The organism is Stenotrophomonas sp. YJH_SMC_130, from assembly GCF_059369035.1.
Genome location: NZ_JCAFSH010000013.1, coordinates 1 through 21,541 on the forward strand (window position 1 = coordinate 1; position 21,541 = coordinate 21,541).

Annotated in this window: 24 protein-coding genes and 2 pseudogenes; 16 read left to right on the forward strand and 10 right to left on the reverse strand. The window is 60.6% G+C overall.

Annotated features, from left to right (window positions below):
- A pseudogene (locus AC5P5V_RS13930) lies at positions 1 to 140 on the reverse strand (integrase core domain-containing protein); the annotation flags it as partial.
- 45 nt (positions 141 to 185) lie between these two features.
- Here AC5P5V_RS13930 and AC5P5V_RS13935 point away from each other — a divergent pair.
- From AC5P5V_RS13935 to AC5P5V_RS13945, 3 genes and pseudogenes are all read left to right on the forward strand, one after another.
- Complete coding sequence (locus AC5P5V_RS13935; RefSeq protein WP_229298564.1) at positions 186 to 575, forward strand: Mov34/MPN/PAD-1 family protein; 390 nt, start codon at positions 186 to 188, stop codon at positions 573 to 575.
- A gap of 635 nt (positions 576 to 1,210) precedes the next feature.
- A pseudogene (locus AC5P5V_RS13940) lies at positions 1,211 to 1,393 on the forward strand (hypothetical protein); the annotation flags it as partial.
- A gap of 253 nt (positions 1,394 to 1,646) precedes the next feature.
- The gene (locus AC5P5V_RS13945; RefSeq protein ID WP_323162603.1) at positions 1,647 to 1,973 is read left to right on the forward strand and encodes an HNH endonuclease; all 327 of its coding nucleotides are present in this window, start codon (positions 1,647 to 1,649) and stop codon (positions 1,971 to 1,973) included.
- On the opposite strand, the gene AC5P5V_RS13950 is transcribed toward AC5P5V_RS13945, so the two are convergent.
- The 3 genes from AC5P5V_RS13950 to merR all read right to left on the reverse strand — a co-directional run bounded on the left by AC5P5V_RS13950 (position 1,970) and on the right by merR (position 5,634).
- Positions 1,970 to 2,746: a hypothetical protein gene (locus AC5P5V_RS13950; RefSeq protein ID WP_032966761.1), complete on the reverse strand. Its 777-nt coding sequence runs from the start codon at positions 2,744 to 2,746 to the stop codon at positions 1,970 to 1,972. The two genes, AC5P5V_RS13945 and AC5P5V_RS13950, sit on opposite strands and share 4 nt — an antisense overlap.
- 1,884 nt (positions 2,747 to 4,630) lie before the next feature.
- On the reverse strand, positions 4,631 to 5,002 hold the full coding sequence (locus tag AC5P5V_RS13955; RefSeq protein WP_021201824.1) for a hypothetical protein: 372 nt from the start codon (positions 5,000 to 5,002) through the stop codon (positions 4,631 to 4,633).
- 197 nt (positions 5,003 to 5,199) lie between these two features.
- Positions 5,200 to 5,634 (reverse strand): mercury resistance transcriptional regulator MerR, encoded by a 435-nt coding sequence (gene merR, locus AC5P5V_RS13960; protein WP_005413387.1) that lies wholly within the window; start codon positions 5,632 to 5,634, stop codon positions 5,200 to 5,202.
- A 71-nt stretch (positions 5,635 to 5,705) separates the two neighbouring features.
- Here merR and merT point away from each other — a divergent pair, with 71 nt between their 5' ends.
- The 8 genes from merT to AC5P5V_RS14000 all read left to right on the forward strand — a co-directional run bounded on the left by merT (position 5,706) and on the right by AC5P5V_RS14000 (position 13,409).
- On the forward strand, positions 5,706 to 6,056 hold the full coding sequence (merT, locus tag AC5P5V_RS13965; protein ID WP_003131974.1) for a mercuric ion transporter MerT: 351 nt from the start codon (positions 5,706 to 5,708) through the stop codon (positions 6,054 to 6,056).
- A 12-nt stretch (positions 6,057 to 6,068) separates the two neighbouring features.
- Positions 6,069 to 6,344 carry a mercury resistance system periplasmic binding protein MerP gene (merP, locus tag AC5P5V_RS13970; protein WP_003131987.1) on the forward strand — a complete coding sequence of 92 codons (276 nt, stop codon included), beginning with the start codon at positions 6,069 to 6,071 and terminating at the stop codon, positions 6,342 to 6,344.
- Between the two features lie 71 nt (positions 6,345 to 6,415).
- Positions 6,416 to 8,101, forward strand: coding sequence for a mercury(II) reductase (gene merA / locus AC5P5V_RS13975; protein WP_235643245.1), 1,686 nt, complete (start codon positions 6,416 to 6,418; stop codon positions 8,099 to 8,101).
- Between the two features lie 17 nt (positions 8,102 to 8,118).
- A complete protein-coding gene (merD, locus tag AC5P5V_RS13980) occupies positions 8,119 to 8,484 on the forward strand; it encodes a mercury resistance co-regulator MerD (RefSeq protein WP_000995360.1) in 366 nt (121 codons plus the stop codon).
- Complete coding sequence (merE, locus tag AC5P5V_RS13985) at positions 8,481 to 8,717, forward strand: broad-spectrum mercury transporter MerE (protein ID WP_003132004.1); 237 nt, start codon at positions 8,481 to 8,483, stop codon at positions 8,715 to 8,717. The genes merD and merE overlap by 4 nt, the downstream gene beginning before the upstream one ends.
- Positions 8,714 to 9,703, forward strand: a complete 990-nt coding sequence (locus AC5P5V_RS13990; RefSeq protein ID WP_003132006.1) for a DUF3330 domain-containing protein — start codon at positions 8,714 to 8,716, stop codon at positions 9,701 to 9,703. The genes merE and AC5P5V_RS13990 overlap by 4 nt, the downstream gene beginning before the upstream one ends.
- Positions 9,704 to 9,878: 175 nt before the next feature.
- Entirely contained in the window at positions 9,879 to 10,439 is a 561-nt protein-coding gene (locus AC5P5V_RS13995; protein ID WP_010921730.1) for a recombinase family protein, read from the forward strand.
- Positions 10,440 to 10,442: 3 nt separating this feature from the next.
- Positions 10,443 to 13,409, forward strand: a complete 2,967-nt coding sequence (locus AC5P5V_RS14000; RefSeq protein WP_134967683.1) for a Tn3-like element TnAs1 family transposase — start codon at positions 10,443 to 10,445, stop codon at positions 13,407 to 13,409.
- On the opposite strand, the gene AC5P5V_RS14005 is transcribed toward AC5P5V_RS14000, so the two are convergent.
- Complete coding sequence (locus tag AC5P5V_RS14005) at positions 13,406 to 13,606, reverse strand: hypothetical protein (protein WP_032966765.1); 201 nt, start codon at positions 13,604 to 13,606, stop codon at positions 13,406 to 13,408. The two genes, AC5P5V_RS14000 and AC5P5V_RS14005, sit on opposite strands and share 4 nt — an antisense overlap.
- A gap of 61 nt (positions 13,607 to 13,667) precedes the next feature.
- Here AC5P5V_RS14005 and AC5P5V_RS14010 point away from each other — a divergent pair, with 61 nt between their 5' ends.
- The 3 genes from AC5P5V_RS14010 (at position 13,668) to AC5P5V_RS14020 (ending at position 15,809) form a co-directional block, all read left to right on the forward strand.
- A complete protein-coding gene (locus AC5P5V_RS14010) occupies positions 13,668 to 13,928 on the forward strand; it encodes a hypothetical protein (protein WP_495215914.1) in 261 nt (86 codons plus the stop codon).
- A 436-nt stretch (positions 13,929 to 14,364) separates the two neighbouring features.
- The gene (locus AC5P5V_RS14015; protein WP_395760189.1) at positions 14,365 to 14,892 is read left to right on the forward strand and encodes a DUF6988 family protein; all 528 of its coding nucleotides are present in this window, start codon (positions 14,365 to 14,367) and stop codon (positions 14,890 to 14,892) included.
- Positions 14,893 to 15,134: 242 nt separating this feature from the next.
- Positions 15,135 to 15,809, forward strand: coding sequence for a helix-turn-helix domain-containing protein (locus AC5P5V_RS14020; protein ID WP_005413401.1), 675 nt, complete (start codon positions 15,135 to 15,137; stop codon positions 15,807 to 15,809).
- A gap of 314 nt (positions 15,810 to 16,123) precedes the next feature.
- Here AC5P5V_RS14020 and AC5P5V_RS14025 read toward each other — a convergent pair whose 3' ends face one another.
- The 5 genes from AC5P5V_RS14025 to AC5P5V_RS14045 all read right to left on the reverse strand — a co-directional run bounded on the left by AC5P5V_RS14025 (position 16,124) and on the right by AC5P5V_RS14045 (position 20,414).
- Positions 16,124 to 16,753: a cyclin-dependent kinase inhibitor 3 family protein gene (locus AC5P5V_RS14025; protein ID WP_306341171.1), complete on the reverse strand. Its 630-nt coding sequence runs from the start codon at positions 16,751 to 16,753 to the stop codon at positions 16,124 to 16,126.
- 1,098 nt (positions 16,754 to 17,851) lie between these two features.
- Positions 17,852 to 18,283 (reverse strand): NIF family HAD-type phosphatase, encoded by a 432-nt coding sequence (locus tag AC5P5V_RS14030; protein WP_031269101.1) that lies wholly within the window; start codon positions 18,281 to 18,283, stop codon positions 17,852 to 17,854.
- 88 nt (positions 18,284 to 18,371) lie between these two features.
- A complete protein-coding gene (locus tag AC5P5V_RS14035) occupies positions 18,372 to 19,001 on the reverse strand; it encodes a hypothetical protein (RefSeq protein WP_136191796.1) in 630 nt (209 codons plus the stop codon).
- Between the two features lie 175 nt (positions 19,002 to 19,176).
- Positions 19,177 to 20,118 carry an SseB family protein gene (locus AC5P5V_RS14040; protein ID WP_049401588.1) on the reverse strand — a complete coding sequence of 314 codons (942 nt, stop codon included), beginning with the start codon at positions 20,116 to 20,118 and terminating at the stop codon, positions 19,177 to 19,179.
- A 2-nt stretch (positions 20,119 to 20,120) separates the two neighbouring features.
- Positions 20,121 to 20,414 carry a BPSL0761 family protein gene (locus tag AC5P5V_RS14045; protein ID WP_223224794.1) on the reverse strand — a complete coding sequence of 98 codons (294 nt, stop codon included), beginning with the start codon at positions 20,412 to 20,414 and terminating at the stop codon, positions 20,121 to 20,123.
- 315 nt (positions 20,415 to 20,729) lie between these two features.
- Here AC5P5V_RS14045 and AC5P5V_RS14050 point away from each other — a divergent pair, with 315 nt between their 5' ends.
- Both AC5P5V_RS14050 and AC5P5V_RS14055 read left to right on the forward strand, forming a co-directional pair.
- The gene (locus AC5P5V_RS14050) at positions 20,730 to 20,972 is read left to right on the forward strand and encodes a heavy-metal-associated domain-containing protein (protein WP_224482004.1); all 243 of its coding nucleotides are present in this window, start codon (positions 20,730 to 20,732) and stop codon (positions 20,970 to 20,972) included.
- Positions 20,973 to 21,109: 137 nt separating this feature from the next.
- On the forward strand, positions 21,110 to 21,505 hold the full coding sequence (locus AC5P5V_RS14055; RefSeq protein ID WP_005413404.1) for a hypothetical protein: 396 nt from the start codon (positions 21,110 to 21,112) through the stop codon (positions 21,503 to 21,505).
- Positions 21,506 to 21,541: the final 36 nt, after the last annotated feature.

A 21,541-nucleotide genomic window follows, 5' to 3' on the forward strand; every position in this document is an offset into this window, starting at 1 on the left:
AAGGTTACTGCGTTGTCGGCTTGTTGTGCTCGGTGGTTGGCAGCGAACTGGGCAGGCGGGATTCGACCGCAGCTGCTGTGTGGTCGCACCTGGTTGTAGTCGCGTCGCCAGTCGGCGATGACCTGGCGGGCTTGGGCGAGCTCATTCATCTCTCGCCGGCCACTTTGGATGTGTTTGCCCGCTACGTGCAAGACGGCGATCAAGCTCCCGAGTCAGGCGGGCTACTTCTTGGGACAGTTCATGGCGAGCATCTGATCATTGAACAGGCCACAGCCCCAACTATCTGGGACCTCAGGCTGCGCACCTTTTTTCACCGCTCCCCATTCGGTCATGCCAAGCTTGCCCTTGATCGCTGGCGCGCCTCACGTGGCACGGTACGATATCTGGGCGAATGGCACACCCACCCGGAGGACTACCCGACCCCGTCCGGATTGGACCGCTCGGAATGGCGCCGACTGGCTACGGGGAGAAAAGACAAGCGACCGCAGCTTTCGATCATTGTCGGGAGGCAAGGTCTCCACGTCGAGCTGGTTCATGGAGACGGTAATGGCGACCTCTTTCAGCCCCACCGATAAAAAAATGCGTTGACCCATGAAGCCGCAAGCTTTGAAGCTCAAAGAGGGGACAAGCGGCGAGGGGGACTGGCCACTAGTCAGAAGCCTTGCAGCGACTGTTCTGGGTGTTGCGGACCACGAGTTGGCCTGTTGCGCTTAGGAGCCTGAGTCGCGCAACACAAGGCTCGATGCAAAAGGCGCAACAGATTAATGTGCTATATCGGCAAAAACGCTTTTAAATTTAGTCCGTTACTGATGCAACACTAAACATACCTACCAAGATTGCGAAAAGCTGGGTTCTGTGATTTCATTGGCGGGCCGCCTCCAGTGCGGCATTGCGTGAACCAGCGGCTGCAACCGCTGGCAGTTCTTGCCCCAACGGGCAAACAAAAAGCGGGTCAACGGTGGCGGCATCATCGCCACCCTGACCCGCACTGACTGCCACAACGGAAACGCCCCAGATCCCACAGCTGTCCGCCCGTATTTCCCCACAAGGACGCCCGCGATTTCCAGATCTCCCCCAAAGATGCCCTTGATTCCTGGATCCGCACCTAAGACGCCCTCGATTTCTGGCTCCACATCCAGCTCGCCCTTGAGTTCCCAACTGCGCACCTGATCGGTCAGAGCTTGTCGCCTGCACTTCCCAGTTCCGCCAGTCGCGACATTGGTCGCAAGAACAATTAGACGAGATCTCGGGCCTGAACGTGCGAACAGTTCAGCGGGTTGAGCAGGACTACAACACCGCGACTTCCCTGGGTGACGCGCCACGCCCCGCTCCACCTGCTCAAGCGCGTCGCTCGCCCCCTGACCAAGCTTTGACCTTAACTGGGCGTCGGTGACTCCCTCCCGTTCTGGTCGGCATCTGGGCCTTGTAGCGGCTCAAGCGCTGAGCTATAACGCCTTAGCCAGTCGCTATAAAGCGCCGGTGTTGTGCCCGCATAGCCAATAGGCTCCGGGTGCCCGAGGTCCACCCAATGGGGGCACGGGAATCCTTCGATTCCGGAGCCATCCATGACCGCCAAACGCCGCAGATCCCTTCGCACTTCTGCCTTCTACGCCCAATCGGGCCGTTGCTTCTATTGCGGCCTGCCGATGTGGCTCACTGCACCCTCAGAGCTCGGGCTGAAGGCCAGTAAGGCCCGAGCCTTTCAATGCACCGCCGAGCACCTGGTGGCCCAACAGGACGGGGGCAGAGACGTGTCCGGGAACGTGGTGGCCGCGCATAGCCGGTGCAACCAGGGCAGGCACCAGCGGAAGGGACCAGCCCCTTCCGCTGAAGCGTTCCGGGCGCTGGTTCAGACGCGGCTGGCAATGGGGAGATGGTGGTCCCGACTGCCATCAGGGATTGCACGTGCTTCCGTATGGCCAATTGAATTGAATCTTTGCAAGGAATCGGCAGCTGCTTGCCTGATTCGCTAGTCCACACTAGTGGCGCCCGGTTGCGGTGCTAGAACGGCGAGTCTGCTGCGAAATGGTCGCGCATTGGGCCTAACAAGGTCTGCGACCCTGTCAACACGTCCGAGAATTCCACCTGTCGCCACCTTCTCGTTCCAATATCGTTCCATCCACTCGGCTTTATCCAGGATCTTACCCGGAGCGCCTAGCAGCCTCTTGGCGATGAAATGCCGGATGAGAGCGGCCTGGCTATCGAGAATCACGACGCCCGCCCTTGGATTAGAGTCATAAGCGCTGTACGAGATCAGATAGTGGACATAGTGGCGGTCTGGCTCTTCGTCATCCCACGTCAACAGGTTGCTTAACCCCGCAGCGCGAGCATCCGATCGCACCTCTTCGCTCACGAGCACCATGGGATTGCGTGCTTCCTTACATTCCATGCGATAGGCGTCCAGCATCGCCGGTCCGAAGATCATCTGAGAATCATGATGAATGCTTCCAACTGTGAGCCCTCCACGTATCAATATATCAACCACTAGCAGGTTCTCGGCCAACATTCTGATGCAGCTCAGGATGTCGGCAAGGCCAGCAGGAGAGCGGCTGCTTGATATGACGATGCAGTCGCTGAAGTAAGTGAACAAAAGTCCTGTTGCTGGGTTGCAGCACGCTGTGTTCTTTAGTCTGTCGATGGCCTCTGCTATTTCATCAAGCTTGCTCATGTCGGCTGCCGACTCTTGGACAAGTGCGGAGAACCCGAGCATGTCGATGAAGGCGACGTACTTATCTTGGTAGAGCATGAAGAACTCCTTAGATGGTCGTGCCCATGGTGCCGAGGGCGGTTCCATTTGACCAGCGGGTGCGGGGCACGTCATAGGCCATGGAGCAATGTCAGCGACCTGGCTCGCGCACTAGTCTCGCAGAGGCTTGTTACGGCGCATCTTCGCATCGGATAGAAGCGAGCGAACGAGAGAGTTGAAGTCCATCCTGGCCCTAAAAGTTTCCTTCACCCTTGGTTAAACGAATGTCCGCTTTCGGTCAGAAGCGGACCAAAGTAGCCGGTGCTCTTCGCAGCCCGTACGCGACTTGGAGTCATATCATCAATCTGTATCAGGGCTCAGACCTAAGTGCCTGATGGTCCAATTCAGCGACACTATCCAGCTTCGGCGTCATCGCACACTTCGGGATACAGCCAGCGCGATCCGCTTATGGAACCAAACCGCACTGTGCCTTACTCTTAAGGAACATTGCCAACGGCAACCTTCGGCAATTGAATTTAGAGAATCCGGGCGGTTCATCCCGCGCGGCCCGTTAATGTCTACAGCTGTGGAGTTGTGAATGGCAGAAGATCAAGGTGGTGAAGAGGTAATTAGGGAGATAGGGAAGGCGCTAGCCCTTGCGTCTGAGCTTGATCCACAAATTGTTAGATCGCTTCGCTCCGCGATTGTTCAGGCGATGTCTGATTACGAGGACGACACGAATGCACAAGCTGCAGCCGCACTTGCGGCGGTTCTCGATTTTAGACCTGTGACGACCCAAGACGCCCTCTCGCAAACCTTGGGTGAGATCGGGAAGCTGGTCCAAGGTCTCACCGGACTGGAGGACGTTCATTACACTGTTGAGACACCAGAAGGTCGCCGAGTTCGCTCAATCCGGTCACATCTACCAACTGTATCACCCCAGCGTTTGACGGATCACGAGCAGGCAGATCTTGAGGCCTATATCGCTCGATATCTGCCACCGGACGACCCTCGCGAGGAACACGCGCCACGAGGACCGCGACTGTGACGATCAGTAAGTTAGCAATCCTCAACGCTGTGAAAGCAGCCATTTCGCGTGCTAAGGCGAGCGGGTCTCCCTACGCGCAAGGAAAGGCTTACGAACTTCGGGTGCTGCTTAGGCTTCTGCGAATCATCGATAGTGCGGGCTACAAGCTCACGTGTACCCCCAAGATGGCAGGCGTCCTGACGTTTGGAGGATCTCCATGCAAAGCAAACCATCCGGATCACGATTACATCAGTGGATCTACGTCTACTGAGAAGCTCGAGATTAGGATTTCAGTGCAGGTCACCACACTAAGCCATAGCTGGAAAGGCACGACGGTGGTCAAAGCGGCTGACCGTCACGAGATTGACGTCGGTGTATATCGTCCGATTAAGACCCGTCGCTATCCCGCATTTACGGAGTTACTTCTTGGGGTCTCGTGCAAGACTGGCGGCTGGAACAAGGCGTACGTCCGCGAGGCGCTAGGTATGCGTAGGGAGCTAGGATTCCTCACATCACCTAGGACGAGCTTGACGAGCTCAGCTCCGTGGTTCATCGCAACAGTTCCCTGCGATCCTCCGGTTCCCTTTGCCTTGTACGCGACCAACGCTGGGTCCGCCGTGTATGCGTCGTTGGCAGCTTTGGGGCTCTACGTCGAGCACTACAAGGGGTAGCGGAAACAGGCTTTGGAGTACGGATCAACTCAGGTGTGTCGAGAACGATGCCCGCTTTGGGTCGAAGGCGGATGCCATCACCGGGCCGGTCGCCGCCCAATGTCCGCTTCCGGCCAGAAGCGGACATCCACCCTGCCCTCGATAAACATCCCAAATCCACGGACGACCTTGGTCTGCTTTGGCCTTCTGCCTTAGGGCCAGACCTGAACTTCGATTTCAGCCCCTAGCGTATTTGACTCCCGCGACCTAGATCTCTCCTAGATCCTTGAGCAGGGCTTGCCCCTTCTGCAGAAACCCAACTAGCAGTCGACCTCCTGCTACTTTCCGGCCCAATTGCCCATTGAGGTAGCTGACCTGGAGACGCGCATGGGCCAGCAGATCCACCTGGGCCATGCTAGGGGTCGCGGCCTGGAGCGGTTCGCCCGGCGACGCCATCTGCCCCCCGATCGGCTGGACAACGCAAGGGCGCCGGCTGTCACTCTTCGCATACGCCGTGGCCATCATCCGGCCGTTCTTCAACGACCATCCACCAAGCACCAACTCGGTCCCGAGTTGCTCGATCGGCAATCCCGCTTCGCTAACCGCTTTCTCAAAGTTCGGCCAGAGTTGGTCCACCACCAGCCCTAGCTCGGCAGATAGCTGTTCTATTGTGAAATCTGCGCGGAAGCTGGCCTGCAGTGCAAGCTCGTAGATGCGGAGGAAGGGGGAACCGCAGAATTCGGAAAAAATCGTACGCTAAGCTAACGGTGTTCTCGTGACAGCTCTTTGACTAGGCTTTCTAAGGGGTCGTCTCAGAAAACGGAAAATAAAGCACGCTAAGGCATAGCCGAACCTGCCAAGCTTGCTCCACCCTGTAGTGACGCGATCAGCGGGCAGGAAACGTTCCCCCTTCGCGCATGGCAGGCGCGCACCAACTCAGACAGCACGGCCTCCATGCGCGCCAGGTCAGCCATTTTCTCGCGCACGTCCTTGAGCTTGTGCTCGGCCAGACTGCTGGCTTCCTCGCAATGGGTGCCATCCTCCAGCCGCAGCAGCTCGGCGATCTCATCCAGGCTGAAGCCCAGCCGCTGGGCTGATTTCACGAAGCGCACCCGCGTTACATTCGCCTCGCCATAGCGGCGGATGCTGCCATAGGGCTTGTCAGGCTCCAGCAACAAGCCCTTGCGCTGATAGAAACGGATGGTCTCCACATTGACCCCGGCCGCCTTGGCGAAAACGCCAATGGTCAGGTTCTCCAAATTGTTTTCCATATCGCTTGACTCCGTACATGAGTACGGAAGTAAGGTTACGCTATCCAATTTCAATTCGAAAGGACAAGCGCATGTCTGAACCAAAAACCGGGCGCGGCGCGCTCTTCACTGGAGGGCTTGCCGCCATCCTCGCCTCGGCTTGCTGCCTCGGGCCGTTGGTTCTGATCGCCTTGGGGTTCAGCGGCGCTTGGATCGGCAACTTGGCGGTGTTGGAACCCTATCGCCCCATCTTTATCGGCGTGGCGCTGGTGGCGTTGTTCTTCGCCTGGCGGCGCATCTACCGGCAGGCAGCGGCCTGCAAACCGGGTGAGGTCTGCGCGATTCCCCAAGTGCGAGCTACTTACAAGCTCATTTTCTGGATCGTGGCCGCGCTGGTTCTGGTCGCGCTCGGATTTCCCTACGTCATGCCATTTTTCTACTGATCGGAGTTCACCATGAAGAAACTGTTTGCCTCCCTCGCCCTCGCCGCCGTTGTTGCCCCCGTCTGGGCCGCCACCCAGACCGTCACGCTGTCCGTACCGGGCATGACCTGCTCCGCCTGCCCGATCACTGTCAAGAAGGCGATTTCCAAGGTCGAAGGCGTCAGCAAAGTTGACGTGACTTTCGAGACACGCCAAGCGGTCGTCACCTTCGACGATGCCAAGACCAGCGTGCAGAAGCTGACCAAGGCAACCGCAGACGCGGGCTATCCGTCCAGCGTCAAGCAGTGAGTCACTGAAAACGGCACCGCAGCACAACGGACGTCATTGTCTGGCGCCACAAACGATAAAGGATCTGTTGCATGACCCATCTAAAAATCACCGGCATGACTTGCGACTCGTGCGCGGCGCACGTCAAGGAAGCGCTGGAAAAAGTGCCAGGCGTGCAGTCGGCGCTGGTGTCCTATCCGAAGGGCACAGCGCAACTCGCCATCGTGCCGGGCACATCGCCGGACGCGCTGACTGCCGCCGTGGCCGGACTGGGCTACAAGGCAACGCTAGCCGATGCGCCACTGGCGGACAACCGCGTCGGACTGCTCGACAAGGTGCGGGGATGGATGGCCGCCGCCGAAAAGCACAGTGGCAACGAGCCCCCGGTGCAGGTAGCGGTCATTGGCAGCGGTGGAGCCGCGATGGCGGCGGCGCTGAAGGCCGTCGAGCAAGGCGCGCAGGTCACGCTGATCGAGCGCGGCACCATCGGCGGCACCTGCGTCAATGTCGGCTGTGTGCCGTCCAAGATCATGATCCGCGCCGCCCACATCACCCATCTGCGCCGGGAAAGCCCGTTCGATGGCGGTATTGCGGCAACTGTGCCTACGATTGACCGCAGTAAGCTGCTGGCCCAGCAGCAGGCCCGCGTCGACGAACTGCGGCACGCCAAGTACGAAGGCATCCTGGGCGGTAATCCGGCCATCACCGTTGTGCACGGTGAGGCGCGCTTCAAGGACGACCAGAGCCTTACCGTCCGTTTGAACGAGGGTGGCGAGCGCGTCGTGATGTTCGACCGCTGCCTGGTCGCCACGGGTGCCAGCCCGGCGGTCCCGCCGATTCCGGGCTTGAAAGAGTCACCCTACTGGACTTCCACCGAGGCCCTGGCGAGCGACACCATTCCCGAACGCCTTGCCGTAATCGGCTCGTCGGTGGTGGCGCTGGAGCTGGCGCAGGCCTTTGCCCGGCTGGGCAGCAAGGTCACGGTCCTGGCGCGCAATACCTTGTTCTTCCGTGAAGACCCGGCCATCGGCGAGGCGGTGACAGCCGCTTTCCGTGCCGAGGGCATCGAGGTGCTGGAGCACACGCAAGCCAGCCAGGTCGCCCATATGGACGGTGAATTCGTGCTGACCACCACGCACGGTGAATTGCGCGCCGACAAACTGCTGGTTGCCACCGGTCGGACACCGAACACGCGCAGCCTCGCGCTGGACGCAGCGGGGGTCACTGTCAATGCGCAAGGTGCCATCGTCATCGACCAAGGCATGCGCACGAGCAACCCGAACATCTACGCGGCCGGCGACTGCACCGACCAGCCGCAGTTCGTCTATGTGGCGGCAGCGGCCGGCACCCGTGCCGCGATCAACATGACCGGCGGCGATGCGGCGCTCGACCTGACCGCAATGCCGGCCGTGGTGTTCACCGATCCGCAAGTGGCGACCGTGGGCTACAGCGAGGCGGAAGCCCACCACGACGGGATCGAGACCGACAGCCGCACCTTGACCTTGGACAACGTGCCGCGTGCGCTCGCCAACTTCGACACACGCGGCTTCATCAAGTTGGTTATCGAGGAAGGCAGCCATCGGCTGATCGGCGTACAGGCGGTCGCGCCGGAAGCGGGTGAACTGATCCAGACGGCGGCTCTGGCCATTCGCAACCGCATGACGGTGCAGGAACTGGCCGACCAGTTGTTCCCCTACCTGACGATGGTCGAGGGGTTGAAGCTCGCGGCGCAGACCTTCAACAAGGATGTGAAGCAGCTTTCCTGCTGCGCCGGGTGAGAAAAAGGAGGTGTTCAATGAACGCCTACACGGTGTCCCGGCTGGCTCTTGATGCCGGGGTGAGCGTGCATATCGTGCGCGACTACCTGCTGCGCGGATTGCTGCGCCCGGTGGCGTGCACACCAGGCGGCTACGGCTTGTTCGATGACGCCGCCTTGCAACGGCTGTGCTTCGTGCGGGCGGCCTTCGAGGCGGGCATCGGCCTCGACGCGCTGGCGCGGCTGTGCCGGGCGCTGGATGCGGCGGACGGCGACGAAGCGGCCGCGCAGCTTGCCCTGCTGCGTCAGTTCGTCGAGCGTCGGCGCGAAGCGTTGGCCGATCTGGAAGTGCAGTTGGCCACCCTGCCGACCGAGCCGGCACAGCACGCGGAGAGTCTGCCATGAACAACCCCGAGCGCTTGCCGTCCGAGACGCACAAACCGATCACCGGCTACCTGTGGGGCGGACTGGCTGTGCTGACTTGCCCCTGCCACCTGCCCATCCTCGCTGTCGTGCTGGCCGGCACAACCGCCGGTGCTTTCCTCGGCGAGCATTGGGTCATCGCGGCGCTCGGTTTGACCGGCCTGTTCCTTCTGTCCCTGTCGCGGGCGTTGCGGGCATTCAGGGAAAGAGAATGAGCGCTTTCCGGCCGGATGGATGGACGACGCCGGAACTGGCCCAAGCGGTCGAGCGCGGGCAGCTTGAACTGCACTACCAGCCCGTCGTCGATCTGCGCAGTGGTGGGATTGTCGGCGCGGAAGCCCTGTTGCGCTGGCGTCATCCGACGCTTGGACTATTGCCACCGGGCCAGTTCCTGCCCGTGGTCGAATCGTCCGGCCTGATGCCTGAAATCGGCGCTTGGGTGCTGGGCGAAGCCTGCCGCCAGATGCGTGACTGGCGAATGCTGGCATGGCGACCGTTCCGGCTGGCCGTCAATGTTTCGGCGAGCCAAGTGGGACCGGACTTCGACGGGTGGGTAAAGGGCGTGCTGGCTGATGCCGAGTTGCCCGCCGAGTATCTCGAAATCGAGCTGACCGAATCGGTCGCGTTTGGTGATCCGGCGATCTTCCCCGCCCTGGACGCCTTGCGGCAGATCGGTGTGCGCTTCGCCGCCGATGACTTCGGGACGGGGTATTCCTGTCTGCAACATCTGAAGTGCTGCCCAATCAGCACGCTCAAGATCGACCAATCGTTTGTCGCCGGGCTCGCCAACGACCGCCGCGACCAAACCATCGTGCACACCGTGATTCAGCTTGCGCACGGGCTGGGCATGGATGTGGTGGCTGAAGGCGTGGAAACATCGGCGAGTCTTGATCTATTGCGACAAGCGGACTGCGACACAGGACAAGGCTTCCTGTTCGCGAAGCCAATGCCGGCGGCGGCATTCGCCGTCTTCGTCAGTCAATGGAGGGGTGCCACCATGAATGCAAGTGACTCGACCACCACCAGTTGCTGCGTGTGCTGCAAGGAAATCCCGCTCGATGCCGCCTTCACCCCGGAAGGCGCGGAATACGTCGAGCACTTCTGCGGGTTGGAGTGTTATCAACGCTTCGAAGCGCGTGCCAAGACAGGGAACGAAACCGATGCCGATCCGAACGCCTGCGACTCGCTACCGTCAGATTGAGGCATACCCTAACTGGATGTCAGGCAGGGCCGCGCCGCTTAGTCAGAATAGAGTCATCTTTCGCATTTTTTGACACATGCCTGCGAAGGTCATAGATTTCAGCCTGACAGAAACGGGGTTTGAGGCACAACGGAACAGAAGGAGCACTTAAGCCGCCTTCAACCAAGGAGACATCGTGCAGGGGCACCGCATCGGCTACGTCCGGGTCAGCAGCTTCGACCAGAACCCGGAACGCCAGCTGGAACAGACACAGGTGAGCAAGGTGTTCACCGACAAGGCATCGGGCAAGGACACCCAGCGCCCCCAGCTCGAAGCGCTGCTGAGCTTCGTCCGCGAAGGCGATACAGTGGTGGTGCACAGCATGGACCGGCTGGCCCGCAACCTCGATGACCTGCGTCGCTTGGTACAGAAGCTGACTCAACGCGGCGTGCGCATCGAGTTCCTGAAGGAGGGCCTGGTGTTCACTGGCGAGGACTCGCCGATGGCCAACCTGATGCTGTCGGTGATGGGGGCCTTCGCTGAGTTCGAGCGCGCCCTGATCCGCGAGCGGCAGCGTGAGGGCATCACCTTGGCCAAGCAGCGTGGCGCGTACCGGGGCCGCAAGAAAGCCCTGTCCGATGAGCAGGCTGCTACCCTGCGGCAGCGAGCGACGGCCGGCGAGCCCAAGGCGCAGCTTGCCCGCGAGTTCAACATCAGCCGGGAAACCCTCTACCAGTACCTCCGCACGGACGACTGACACATGCCGCGTCGCTTGATCCTCTCGGCCACGGAGCGGGGCACCCTGCTCGCGTTGCCAGAAAGCCAGGATGACCTGATCCGCTACTACACCTTCAACTACTCCGACCTGTCGCTGATCCGTCAGCGGCGCGGCGACGCCAACCGCCTCGGCTTCGCCGTGCAACTCTGCCTGCTGCGCTACCCCGGCTATGCGTTGGGCACTGACAGCGAGCTGCCCGAACCGGTCATCCTGTGGGTGGCCAAGCAAGTCCAGACCGATCCGGCGAGTTGGACGAAGTACGGCGAGCGCGATGTGACCCGTCGCGAGCACGCCCAGGAACTGCGCACCTACCTTCAACTGGCCCCGTTCGGCCTGTCCGACTTCCGCGCCCTGGTGCGCGAGCTGACCGAACTGGCCCAGCAGACCGACAAGGGCTTGCTGCTGGCCGGCCAGGCGCTGGAGAGCCTGCGGCAGAAGCGACGCATCCTGCCGGCGTTGAGCGTGATCGACCGGGCTTGCTCGGAGGCCATTGCACGGGCCAATCGGCGGGTCTACCGCGCCCTGGTTGAACCGCTCACGGACTCGCATCGGGCCAAGCTGGACGAGCTGTTGAAGCTCAAGGCCGGCAGCAGCATCACCTGGTTGACCTGGCTGCGCCAGGCACCGCTGAAACCCAACTCTCGGCACATGCTTGAGCACATCGAGCGGCTGAAGACATTTCAGCTGGTGGACTTGCCCGAAGTCCTGGGCCGGCACATCCACCAGAACCGCCTGCTCAAGCTGGCCCGCGAGGGTGGGCAGATGACGCCCAAAGACCTCGGCAAGTTCGAGCCGCAGCGGCGCTATGCGACCCTGGCCGCCGTGGTGCTGGAGAGCACTGCAACCGTGATTGATGAGCTGGTGGATCTGCACGACCGCATCCTAGTCAAGCTGTTCAGCGGCGCGAAGCACAAGCATCAGCAGCAGTTCCAGAAGCAGGGCAAGGCGATCAACGACAAGGTGCGCCTGTACTCCAAGATCGGCCAGGCGCTGCTGGAGGCCAAGGAAGCCGGCAGCGACCCCTATGCCGCCATCGAGGCGGTGATCCCCTGGGACGAGTTCACCGAGAGCGTCAGCGAAGCCGAGCTGCTGGCCCGGCCGGAGGGCTTCGACCACCTGCACCTGGTCGGCGAGAACTTCGCCACCCTGCGCCGCTACACGCCGGCTCTGCTGGAGGTATTGGAGCTGCGCGCCGCCCCGGCCGCGCAGGGCGTGCTGGCAGCCGTGCAGACGCTGCGCGAGATGAACGCCGACAACCTGCGCAAGGTGCCGGCCGATGCTCCCACCGCCTTCATCAAGCCGCGCTGGAAGCCACTGGTGATCACCCCGGAAGGCCTCGACCGGCGCTTCTACGAAATCTGCGCCCTGTCCGAGCTGAAGAACGCCCTGCGCTCCGGCGACATCTGGGTCAAGGGCTCGCGGCAGTTCCGCGACTTCGACGACTACCTGCTGCCGGCCGAGAAGTTCGCCGCGCTCAAGCGGGAACAGGCCCTGCCGCTGGCGATCAACCCGAACAGCGACCAGTATCTGGAAGAGCGCTTGCAGCTGCTGGACGAGCAGTTGGCCACTGTCGCCCGCCTGGCCAAGGACAACGAGCTGCCCGATGCCATCCTCACCGAGTCCGGGTTGAAGATCACCCCGCTGGATGCGGCGGTGCCGGATCGGGCGCAGGCGCTGATCGACCAGACCAGTCAGTTACTGCCGCGCATCAAGATCACCGAACTGCTGATGGACGTGGACGACTGGACGGGCTTCAGCCGCCACTTCACCCACCTGAAGGACGGGGCCGAGGCCAAAGACCGGACGTTGCTGCTGTCCGCGATCCTCGGTGATGCGATCAACCTCGGGCTGACCAAGATGGCCGAGTCGAGCCCCGGTCTGACCTACGCCAAGCTGTCCTGGCTGCAAGCCTGGCACATCCGCGACGAGACCTATTCGGCGGCCCTGGCCGAGCTGGTCAACCACCAGTACCAGCATGCCTTCGCCGCCCACTGGGGCGACGGCACCACCTCATCCTCCGATGGCCAGCGTTTCCGGGCTGGCGGCCGGGGCGAGAGCACCAGACACGTCAACCCGAAGTACGGCAGTGAGCCGGGACGGCTGTTCTACACCCATATCTCCGACCAGTACGCGCCGTTCAGCACCCGCGTGGTGAATGTCGGCGTGCGCGATTCCACCTATGTGCTCGACGGCCTGCTGTACCACGAGTCCGACCTGCGGATCGAGGAGCACTACACCGACACGGCCGGCTTCACCGATCACGTCTTCGCCCTGATGCACCTGCTGGGCTTCCGTTTCGCGCCGCGCATCCGCGACCTCGGCGAAACCAAGCTGTACGTGCCGCAGGGCGTGCAGACCTACCCGACGCTGCGGCCGCTGATCGGCGGCACCCTGAACATCAAGCACGTCCGCGCCCATTGGGACGACATCCTGCGCCTGGCCAGCTCGATCAAACAGGGCACCGTCACTGCCTCGCTGATGCTGCGCAAGCTCGGCAGCTATCCGCGCCAGAACGGCCTGGCCGTGGCCCTGCGCGAGCTGGGCCGGATCGAACGCACGCTGTTCATCCTAGACTGGCTGCAAAGTGTTGAGCTGCGCCGCCGCGTGCATGCCGGCCTGAACAAAGGTGAGGCGCGCAACTCGCTGGCCAGGGCGGTGTTCTTCAACCGCCTTGGGGAAATCAGGGATCGGAGCTTCGAGCAGCAGCGCTACCGGGCCAGCGGCCTCAACCTGGTGACGGCGGCTATCGTGCTGTGGAACACGGTGTACCTGGAGCGCGCCACCCAGGGGTTGGTCGAGGCCGGTAAGCCGGTGGACGGCGAGCTGCTGCAATTCCTGTCGCCGCTGGGCTGGGAGCACATCAACCTCACCGGCGATTACGTCTGGCGGCAGAGCCGCAGACTGGAAGACGGGAAGTTTCGGCCCCTACGGATGCCCGGAAAACCTTAGCGTACGATTTTTTCCGAATTCTGCGAGCCCCCCAGGAAGAATTGCGTAGACCCGCGCGCAGCAAGCACTACGTTGTGCTGAGGGATCAGCAGCAGCTTTGCCCCCGCGGAATACGCCCCTGTGAGAGCATCCTCTGCCAGGGTATCCGCTGCGACGACGAGGTGGTCACGAGTGAGGAGAACGTTGAGGATGCTCATTGCGGGATCGTCTAGACGTTTGCAGACTATCGCCTTCCCCTCCCCTCCTGTCCAGACTGCTATGGCCTCCGCGATCACACATATTCTTGGTCGCCCCAATGCTTGCGAGAACGCACTTGAGATACGCCGCGGCTACCTCAAGGCAATGGAAGATGCGCTGCGGGTTTCGCTTCTGATCCACCAAGATCCAAGGCTTCTGTTCGACACGTGGGCCAGACTGCTCCCCTTGATCGCTCAAAGCCACGAGAGTGACGGCAGCCAGCCATTTGCGACCGGGATCGTCCGCTCGCGCGATCATGGATCCCGGCGGTTGGCTGGCTGAGCGTATGGTTGCAATATAGGAAGCAATCGCGCGCGGACCAGAACGCTGTTCATCGCAGACATTCTTAGGGTGCCATTGCAGAGATTTCAGCTTTTGAGGAATAAAATTTCAGTGCAAGACGGTCCATTGCAGAAAAATTTGACTTGCGACTGACGCAACGCAGAAATTGCTGATGCACGGATGATGCAATGCAGAGATTACCGGCTAACAGATGCTGCAGCCCAGCCGGCCAACTGAGGGCTTTGCCCGATGGACGAGCCGTTACTCTTGCCTGCAGATCACGATTCTAGGATGACTTGTGCCTCAATCGGCTGACCAGGATCGGGCGTCTGTGCTGGAGGGCTCCTTAGAGCTCTTGGGTGAAATTCGAGCCGCTTGGATGGAGATAGAGCATGGACGTGACCGAAGATCGACGGCGGTGGCGGCACTTTGCCAGATGTCCCTTGATCACGCCGTGGCAGTACAGTCCCTGATCGCTACTCTGCCCCAGTCAGCAATCTCGCTGGTCCGGCCCCAGTATGAGGCCCTCGTGCGTGCAACCTGGGCATGTTATGCAGCTACCGACACCGACATCGAGAAGCTTCTTGCGCCCCTGACTCTGGAGAGTCAGCAAGCGGCAAAGAGGCTCCCTGGCGTTCAGGACATGCTCGTAAAGCTTGAGTCCTCTGGGCCCCGAGGAGCATCACAGTTGTTGGGCAGAGCCAGACAATGCCTTTATGTCGGCTTGAACTCCTATCTCCATGCCGGGATTCACCCCTTGGCAAGGCAGTTAAATGGCTACCCGGGCGCGCTTCTGGCGGGGGTGGCCATGAACAGCAATGCGCTTGCCATGCTAACCCTTCTGAATCTGGCGCACCTGTGGCCAGGCGAACCAGTTCTGGCATGGATGAATGCACTGCATCATCAATTTGGGGGTGTTTTGCCAGAGTTGGAGCCATTGACCCCCCATCAGCCCTCGCCATAGAGCTGTCCCGGATCGCCTGCGCGTCTAGGGTGGGGTCTGTGGTGAGTGACTAGGCAGTTGGGCCTCGCCCCCCTCTGGGGGCACGGGGAGAACATCACGGGCGCATAAGCAGTTGCCCCGGATTTCTCGTTGGGGCAAGTCCTGGCAGTTGAACTGTGTCGGGGGCCTGTCGGGCGACTGTCATGTTTCCAAGTTCGGCACCCTCCTAATCTGGGCTCCCTACCCCTCCGGAGTTATCTTCTATGACCACCAAGACCCCGCCTCGCCTGCTTACCGCTGCTGAGGTTGGCGCCTGCATTCGCCAGTTCCGCCAGTTGCGTCATTGGTCGCAAGAACAATTGGCCGAGATCTCGGGCCTGAACGTGCGAACAGTTCAGCGGGTTGAGCAGGGTGACTCGGCCAGTTTCGACACCCGTCGCGCACTGGCGCGCGCCTTCGATTTCAATGACATCGATGCACTCAACAAGCCTTTCTCGCTGCCGACAGACGAGGAACTGCAGGCGGCGCAAGCGCAGTTTGAGCGCGACTACATCACCCTGGCGGTGTCCCCGCTTGCTGCTGGGCGCGAGCTGGCCAGCCTGATCGTTTCGTGCGACATGGATCTGTCCGAACCGGCTTTCGAGCTGTCGCGCGAGGCGGCGAGCGAGTTTGCTGCACTGGTCGACTACTACCGTGAGTATCGCGACTGCCAAGACCTGTATTCAGAAGTCGACAAGCTAGACATCTACGACGGGCTGCAGCAGCGCATTGAGGTCCTGCGGGAACTGGGAGTATCACTGTCGCACGGTCAGCGTAAGGTCGTCATTCGGATGGGCTCAGGTATGCCGATGGATGCCACGGTCCTGTACGTCGTGGCGTTTCGCCTCGGCCACGAGTGCAGTCAGATCGTAACTCCTAAGGCAGCACGCATCGGCTGAGTCAGCATTCATTAGATCGATAGTGGTGGCGATACATCTGACAGATGTCTATTGATCGCGCCGTCGCAGTACAGTCCCTGGAGGTTGCCCTGCCTTAGTCAGCGATAGCGCTGGTCCGGCCCCAGCACAAGACCCTGATTCGTGCGACAGCAAGGTTCTTAGCTTTCGAGGCAGCGAATTTTTGATGTGCCCTGAACCCTCGCGAAGATCCACTATGGAGACGCCGTCGATTTCTGGATCCAGACCTAAGAAGCCCTCGAGTTCTGGATCCACAGGCAACTCGTCCTTGAGTTCCTGACTGCGCACCTGAGTGGTCAAGCTCCGCCCGGGTGAAGGCTCTGCGCCCAGTACTCTAGGAACTCCTCTTGAGCAATCGTTTCGATTGCGCCTGGCCTGGCATGCCGCACCATGTGGATGGCATCCGATGCCCGCTTGGCCTCGCCAGACTGCAGCAAAAGCATGGCAGCGACCGTTCCCGCGCGTCCCAACCCCCCCTTGCAGTGGACCACGATCCTTTGACCGCTCAGCATGTCAGCGACGAGCTCAGCACTTAGCTGTAGCCAATCTTTGAGGAGTCTGTCGTCTGGTGCGGCTCCATCAGTGATTGGCAGTCCATGCCAAGAGATGCCCTTCCCCGCCACTATCGCCGGTAAGCTCTCGATTCGAAGGTCCTTGAGCTCCCAAGGCTCAAGCAAGGTGACTAGGTGAGTGGCACCCCAGTCCTGAATAGCCGAGACGTCCACATCTAGGTCTCTCGCCCATGCTCCAGTCATGGCGACTTCCTGGTACTTGCCTGGCGCAAATGTCACCCCTATGCCGCCTCCATGGGCTCCAACAGGCAACTCTGCAATCAGTAACGGGTGGCTAGCGCTGGTGCGCATCATTTCGGCTCTCCCAACATGCGGTAACGTTCTGCGTCGTGCGCCGGGGCGCTCCCCGCTCATTCGCTGCACGGCTAGGATATCGGATGTTCAGATATCGTTGAACTGGAGAGAACACCTAAGGGTCAATATCGGAAAGTCAGATAGACAGTCTGTGGGCAGGTTGATATCCTGACAACTGGTATCGCGATTTGAGGGCTGTGTGGCCTATGTCGTTAGCCAACCGACCCTCATCGCGCCCTGGCCAGAACTGGACAATTTCGTTCGTTCAATAGGTCCCTTTCTTGCGTGCGCGTGGTGCGCGCTAGAGCGCTCAAGAACGGCTAGTTCGCCGGTAGCTGCTGAGGGGTTGGCCTCGCAGGCACTTGACACGCTTGCGACGCTGCGCGTCCTCCATCGCGAACCAGTCGAATGTTCTCGGCTTGCCGCAAGATCTCTGTATGAGCCCCTGGCTTGGTCCTACAAATCTCCGTGGTCTCGCAGTGACTTGAACCTTGAGTCGGCATTGACCCGGTCGCTCACCCAGTGGGCGGCTGAGTGCACGCCCAGTGCGAGGCGGAATCTCGGAATTTCACTGGCATCCACCGAAGCTCGAGCGTACTTGGCAAACCTTCTGCGGAAGCATCGGTTGGACCCGAAGCTAGGCGACGGGCTTCAGTCGATTGGATCGCCTGAATGGAATGCGCTCAGCTTGGGGCGTAAGCGCTACGTGCTGTGGGCGAGCATGCGAAATTCTGCCTCGGAGTTCATACAAAGCGGTTTGGATGAGCATGCCGCGAGGCGAGCACTTGATCGCGAGATAAAACGCAGATGCATCTGGTTAGCTGGACGCGAGCAAGCTGGAACCCTCGCCCGGAAGGATTTTTGCTTCTTGCCTGGTCAGGGTTGGCGTCAGCCGTTGATCCTGGACGTTGCAATGGAGACTTTCCTGCCGCTGGGCATGGCGTACTGGCTGGAACCTAGCGGCAGTTGGCAGCTTTAGCTTCTAGTCTGAGTAGACCGACCAGCTGCCACGGGTCCATGAGATGGTTTGAGGGGGCTCAGGACTCTATCGCGGTAAACGCCCCCCCAGGTCTATATCGACGGTTCTCCAACGAAGCGCTGGACCTTGGTTGACCGGCGAGCCTGTGGCCCATTGGACGCTGGCCAAGAGATGGCCCTCTAGTACTCGTTCAGTCGCTTACGGATTGCCTCGATGGCATCGTCCAGTCCCGCGTCGTCCTCGGGGTAAGGAGAACAAAACAGTTGAACCGGGACCCAGCAATGTTCCTGTCCCGGTTGTACATAGGGGGCGTAATCATCTAGTAGCCATGCAGAGCCGATGGGCTGGGAAACGTTGGCAAGATCCTTCGTCGGCCCAGTCCAGTCTATGTATGGCAAGCGGGCAAACCAACCCGGGGCCGCTCCTTCGCAAGCCAATAGGTCGGCAATCTCGCGAAATCTAGGCTCCGGAACTGTGGTGAAGATGACTAGACCCTCAAAGAGCGACTTTGCCGACTCCAGAAATTCGTAGAGGCCCGGGCGCGGGATCTGGCTTACAGCGTTGGAAATCAGCGTTCCTTCTAAGTCCAAGGCGAGGATGGACGGGCGCATTGTGTAATGGTCCTCTTTGGCGGGGGTGAACGTCGGTACCGCTACCAAGCCCCGCCGGAGGGTGATCCGCCGGCGGGGCTTGGTAGCATCAGACATCTTCGAACTCGCTCGCTTGCTTGAGTTGGTTCTCAAGGAAATCAATGCGCTTCTGAAGATCGGCACTTAGATAGGCTTTGTCCGTAAAGTCCATTGCTGTCTCAGGGATCATCTCCAGCTCGACGCGTGTGGATGTAGCTTGACGAATCGCCAAGGTGGTCCAGGCCTTATCGCCCTTGACGAATCCGACAGTGAATCGAGCCGTAACATGGTGTTCGGGCTTGAGGCCTTCGATGGAACGGAAATCGCTGCGCACCTTCGACGTGGCTACAGGCTGTACATCGCCATTGATGTACAGCGCCGCATTCCAGCTCGCTTCGCTCAATGGCAGTGTTGAGCGGTTGATGATGCGGGCGGTGATGACTGGCTTGGGCCCAAAGAAGCTGTTTTCCATCCGGAACTCTGGATCAACCGCACTGACCCTCTTTAGCTCGGCGATAGTAGGAAGTTGATCGTTGGCCTCCTGTCGTAGCGCTTCTATCTCCTTGGGATTGCTATCCCTGATGTGCTTAACCTGCCCTCTCACCACCTGCCTTACGGAAGCGTTTGGGTAGGTCTGGTTCAGTTTTTCAAGAAGGTCGGCAGGGATTCGTGAGAAAAACAGCCGAATCGTCTCTAACACCATGATTCAACGAGGAAACACCCCTCGACGTCAGGCAGTTCGTGGATTACAGACCTAGGCTTGATTGAACCAGAAGCCGCGTGACACAGGCATTCCTGGAGTACTGCTCAGGCACGCGTGCCCTTCTTGAATATTGGATTCAAGAGTTTCCACGCTCCTGACCCAACGGAAACCTTCAAGAAGGCTCTGACCGTCGCCTGATCCATTGCAGTAGTTCCTCGTGCGGGATCGTACGTCCAGCGTCGACGTCGGCCATACCCTCGCGGGTCCGCCGTTCCTTCTCTTCCTCGGTCAATCCCGGAAGGAGTGCTAGTAGCTTATCTTCAGGGCTCATAGGCCGATGAGCTGTGCTCAAGTTGGCTTGATTCTCGTGAAAAAATATGGGCAGGATCTGGGGATCATCCAAGCCCGCCGGCAAAGGCAGCGATACGTCGTGGACCGCCAAGTCGATGATGACGTCCAAATCTGAGCATAAGGGCTGTATGGCGGTGGTCACCAGACGAGCCGCCCGCTCGGCGAAAGCCAGGTCCACCACCAGCCAGATCAACAGACCGGGAGGCTGTTCGACGCCCCCTGACGAGTGAGTTTCCAGGAGATAGGCCGACGAGACGAAGTCGGCGTGCTCAAGGCTGCCGCTGATGGCCGGAGCGAGCCAAGCCGGCGCGGCCTGGGCAGGTCTCACCGCGAACTCCGCCGGCGCCAGACGTTCCACCCTGGCCAGAAAGCCCGTATCCAACAATGTCGCAACCTCTTCCGGGTACAGGACAACGCCGCCGTAGTTGGGATTGAGCATCAACGTCGCGCCGCGAGTACCGGTTAGCAGCTCACGGCCTGAAACTCCCAGAATTCTGACAGCAGACGAGCTGGCCGCCTGCGCCTTGTCGAGCGAGGTAAAGAAAGGGATCGCATCGAAACCGTCAGGATGGCGGAACTGGACCAGCCGCAGTGTCTGCGCGTCGTCCGAGATGGGCGCATGCACGTACACGATCGCATCCATCAGTCGCTTGAAGAATGCGCGTTCCTCGGCCGCACTGTCGCGGGCCCGTTCAAAGGAAGCCTCCAGCGCTGTCTCCGCAGACGTAGTCCCTCTTCCACGCGGCCTGCTCGGTTGCTTCATGGTCAGATGCGATGAGGGCCGAGCGGGTACCCGGAGAACCAATCCGCCTCGATCTCGCTGCTCAGGTAGGGTCGTACGAAGGCCGACTGGGTCAGCGCTCGCAGCCGCTCTTCGTGCTCAGCAATCGCCTCGATGTCGCTGACGGTTGGATAGTGCCGCAGCAGTCGATATGCCTCTTGCCGCACCTCTTTAGGCACGGCTTGGCTGGCCGCTAGCTGCCTGAGGAACGCGCCCGCCTGCAGCACATTGCGGGTGCGCTCAGATGGCATCGTCATGACATCAAGAATGACTAGCACTAAGGAATGCTTAGCTTATCGCGTTTGTGGCCGGCCAGGGCACGGTGCAACTACAGACCTTGCGATTCCTGTATTAATGTAATATAATCAATAACTTAATTCGCATAAGTGAGCGTTCTGTCCATGGAGTGAGGGCCAATAGGAACGAGCAGGTAGCCTGAGCCTTCCCATGATGGGAAGGTCAACAACGCGGGACGGATTACCACTCAACTTGCCTGTCGTTTGACCTTCCCACCGTGGGAAGGCTCATCGTCACGCCGTCGGCAAACCGCCGATGCTTTTGGAGGGTTGTCCATGAATCTCGTTGTTGAAGGTATGACCTGTGGTCACTGTGTCCGAACGGTCACCCAAGCCATTCAGGCCCTTGACCCCCACGCCCAGGTGGACGTCGATCTGGGCAGTGGCGTGGTCAAGATCGAGGGCCTGCTTGCCGTAGAACAGGCGGTTGAGGCTATCCAGCGGCAAGGCTATGTGATCGCTGCGGTGCTCCCTTCTGAGGCTGGTACGCCGGCCGCCCCGGCCGTCGCATCCTCCTGCTGCGGCGGATGCCACCGCTGAGTCCGCGCGAGGGCTTGATCCTGATCAATGACAGTCGGCCCCAAGAGGGCTAGACTGGCCATCATGAGAGCTCGCACGTCCCCTGCCCTGATCTGCCCAGCGTCCGCAGGCGCTGCTTCGGGCGTGCGGGAGCTGTCATGGTGAGGCTGCTGAGGCGATGGCGGCGACCCCGTTCTCGTGCCCGACTGGCATGGCTGGGACTGTGGGCGCTGCTGCTGCAGCAACTCGCGCTGGTGGCTTACGCCTGTCCGCTGGAATCGGTGGAAGCTGGACAAGCGACCCTGATGGTCGGTTGCGAAGAGATGTCCACGCCGGATCCCGATGCTCCGGCGTTGTGCGACCAGCATTGCCAGCGCGATCACATCGCCACGGCCGATGCGAAGGCCCCTCAAGTGCCTTACCAGCCCGCGCTGGCCGCCTTCGCGCTGGTGCAGGCTCTGTTGCCACCGGTACACGCGCAGTTGTATCGGGATGTTCCGGTGTGCGTGTCCGATCCGCCTCCCCTGCAGCGCTTCTGTAGCCTGCTGATTTAAGCCCCCTCCTGGATTGACCCGTGCTCGTGCTGCATG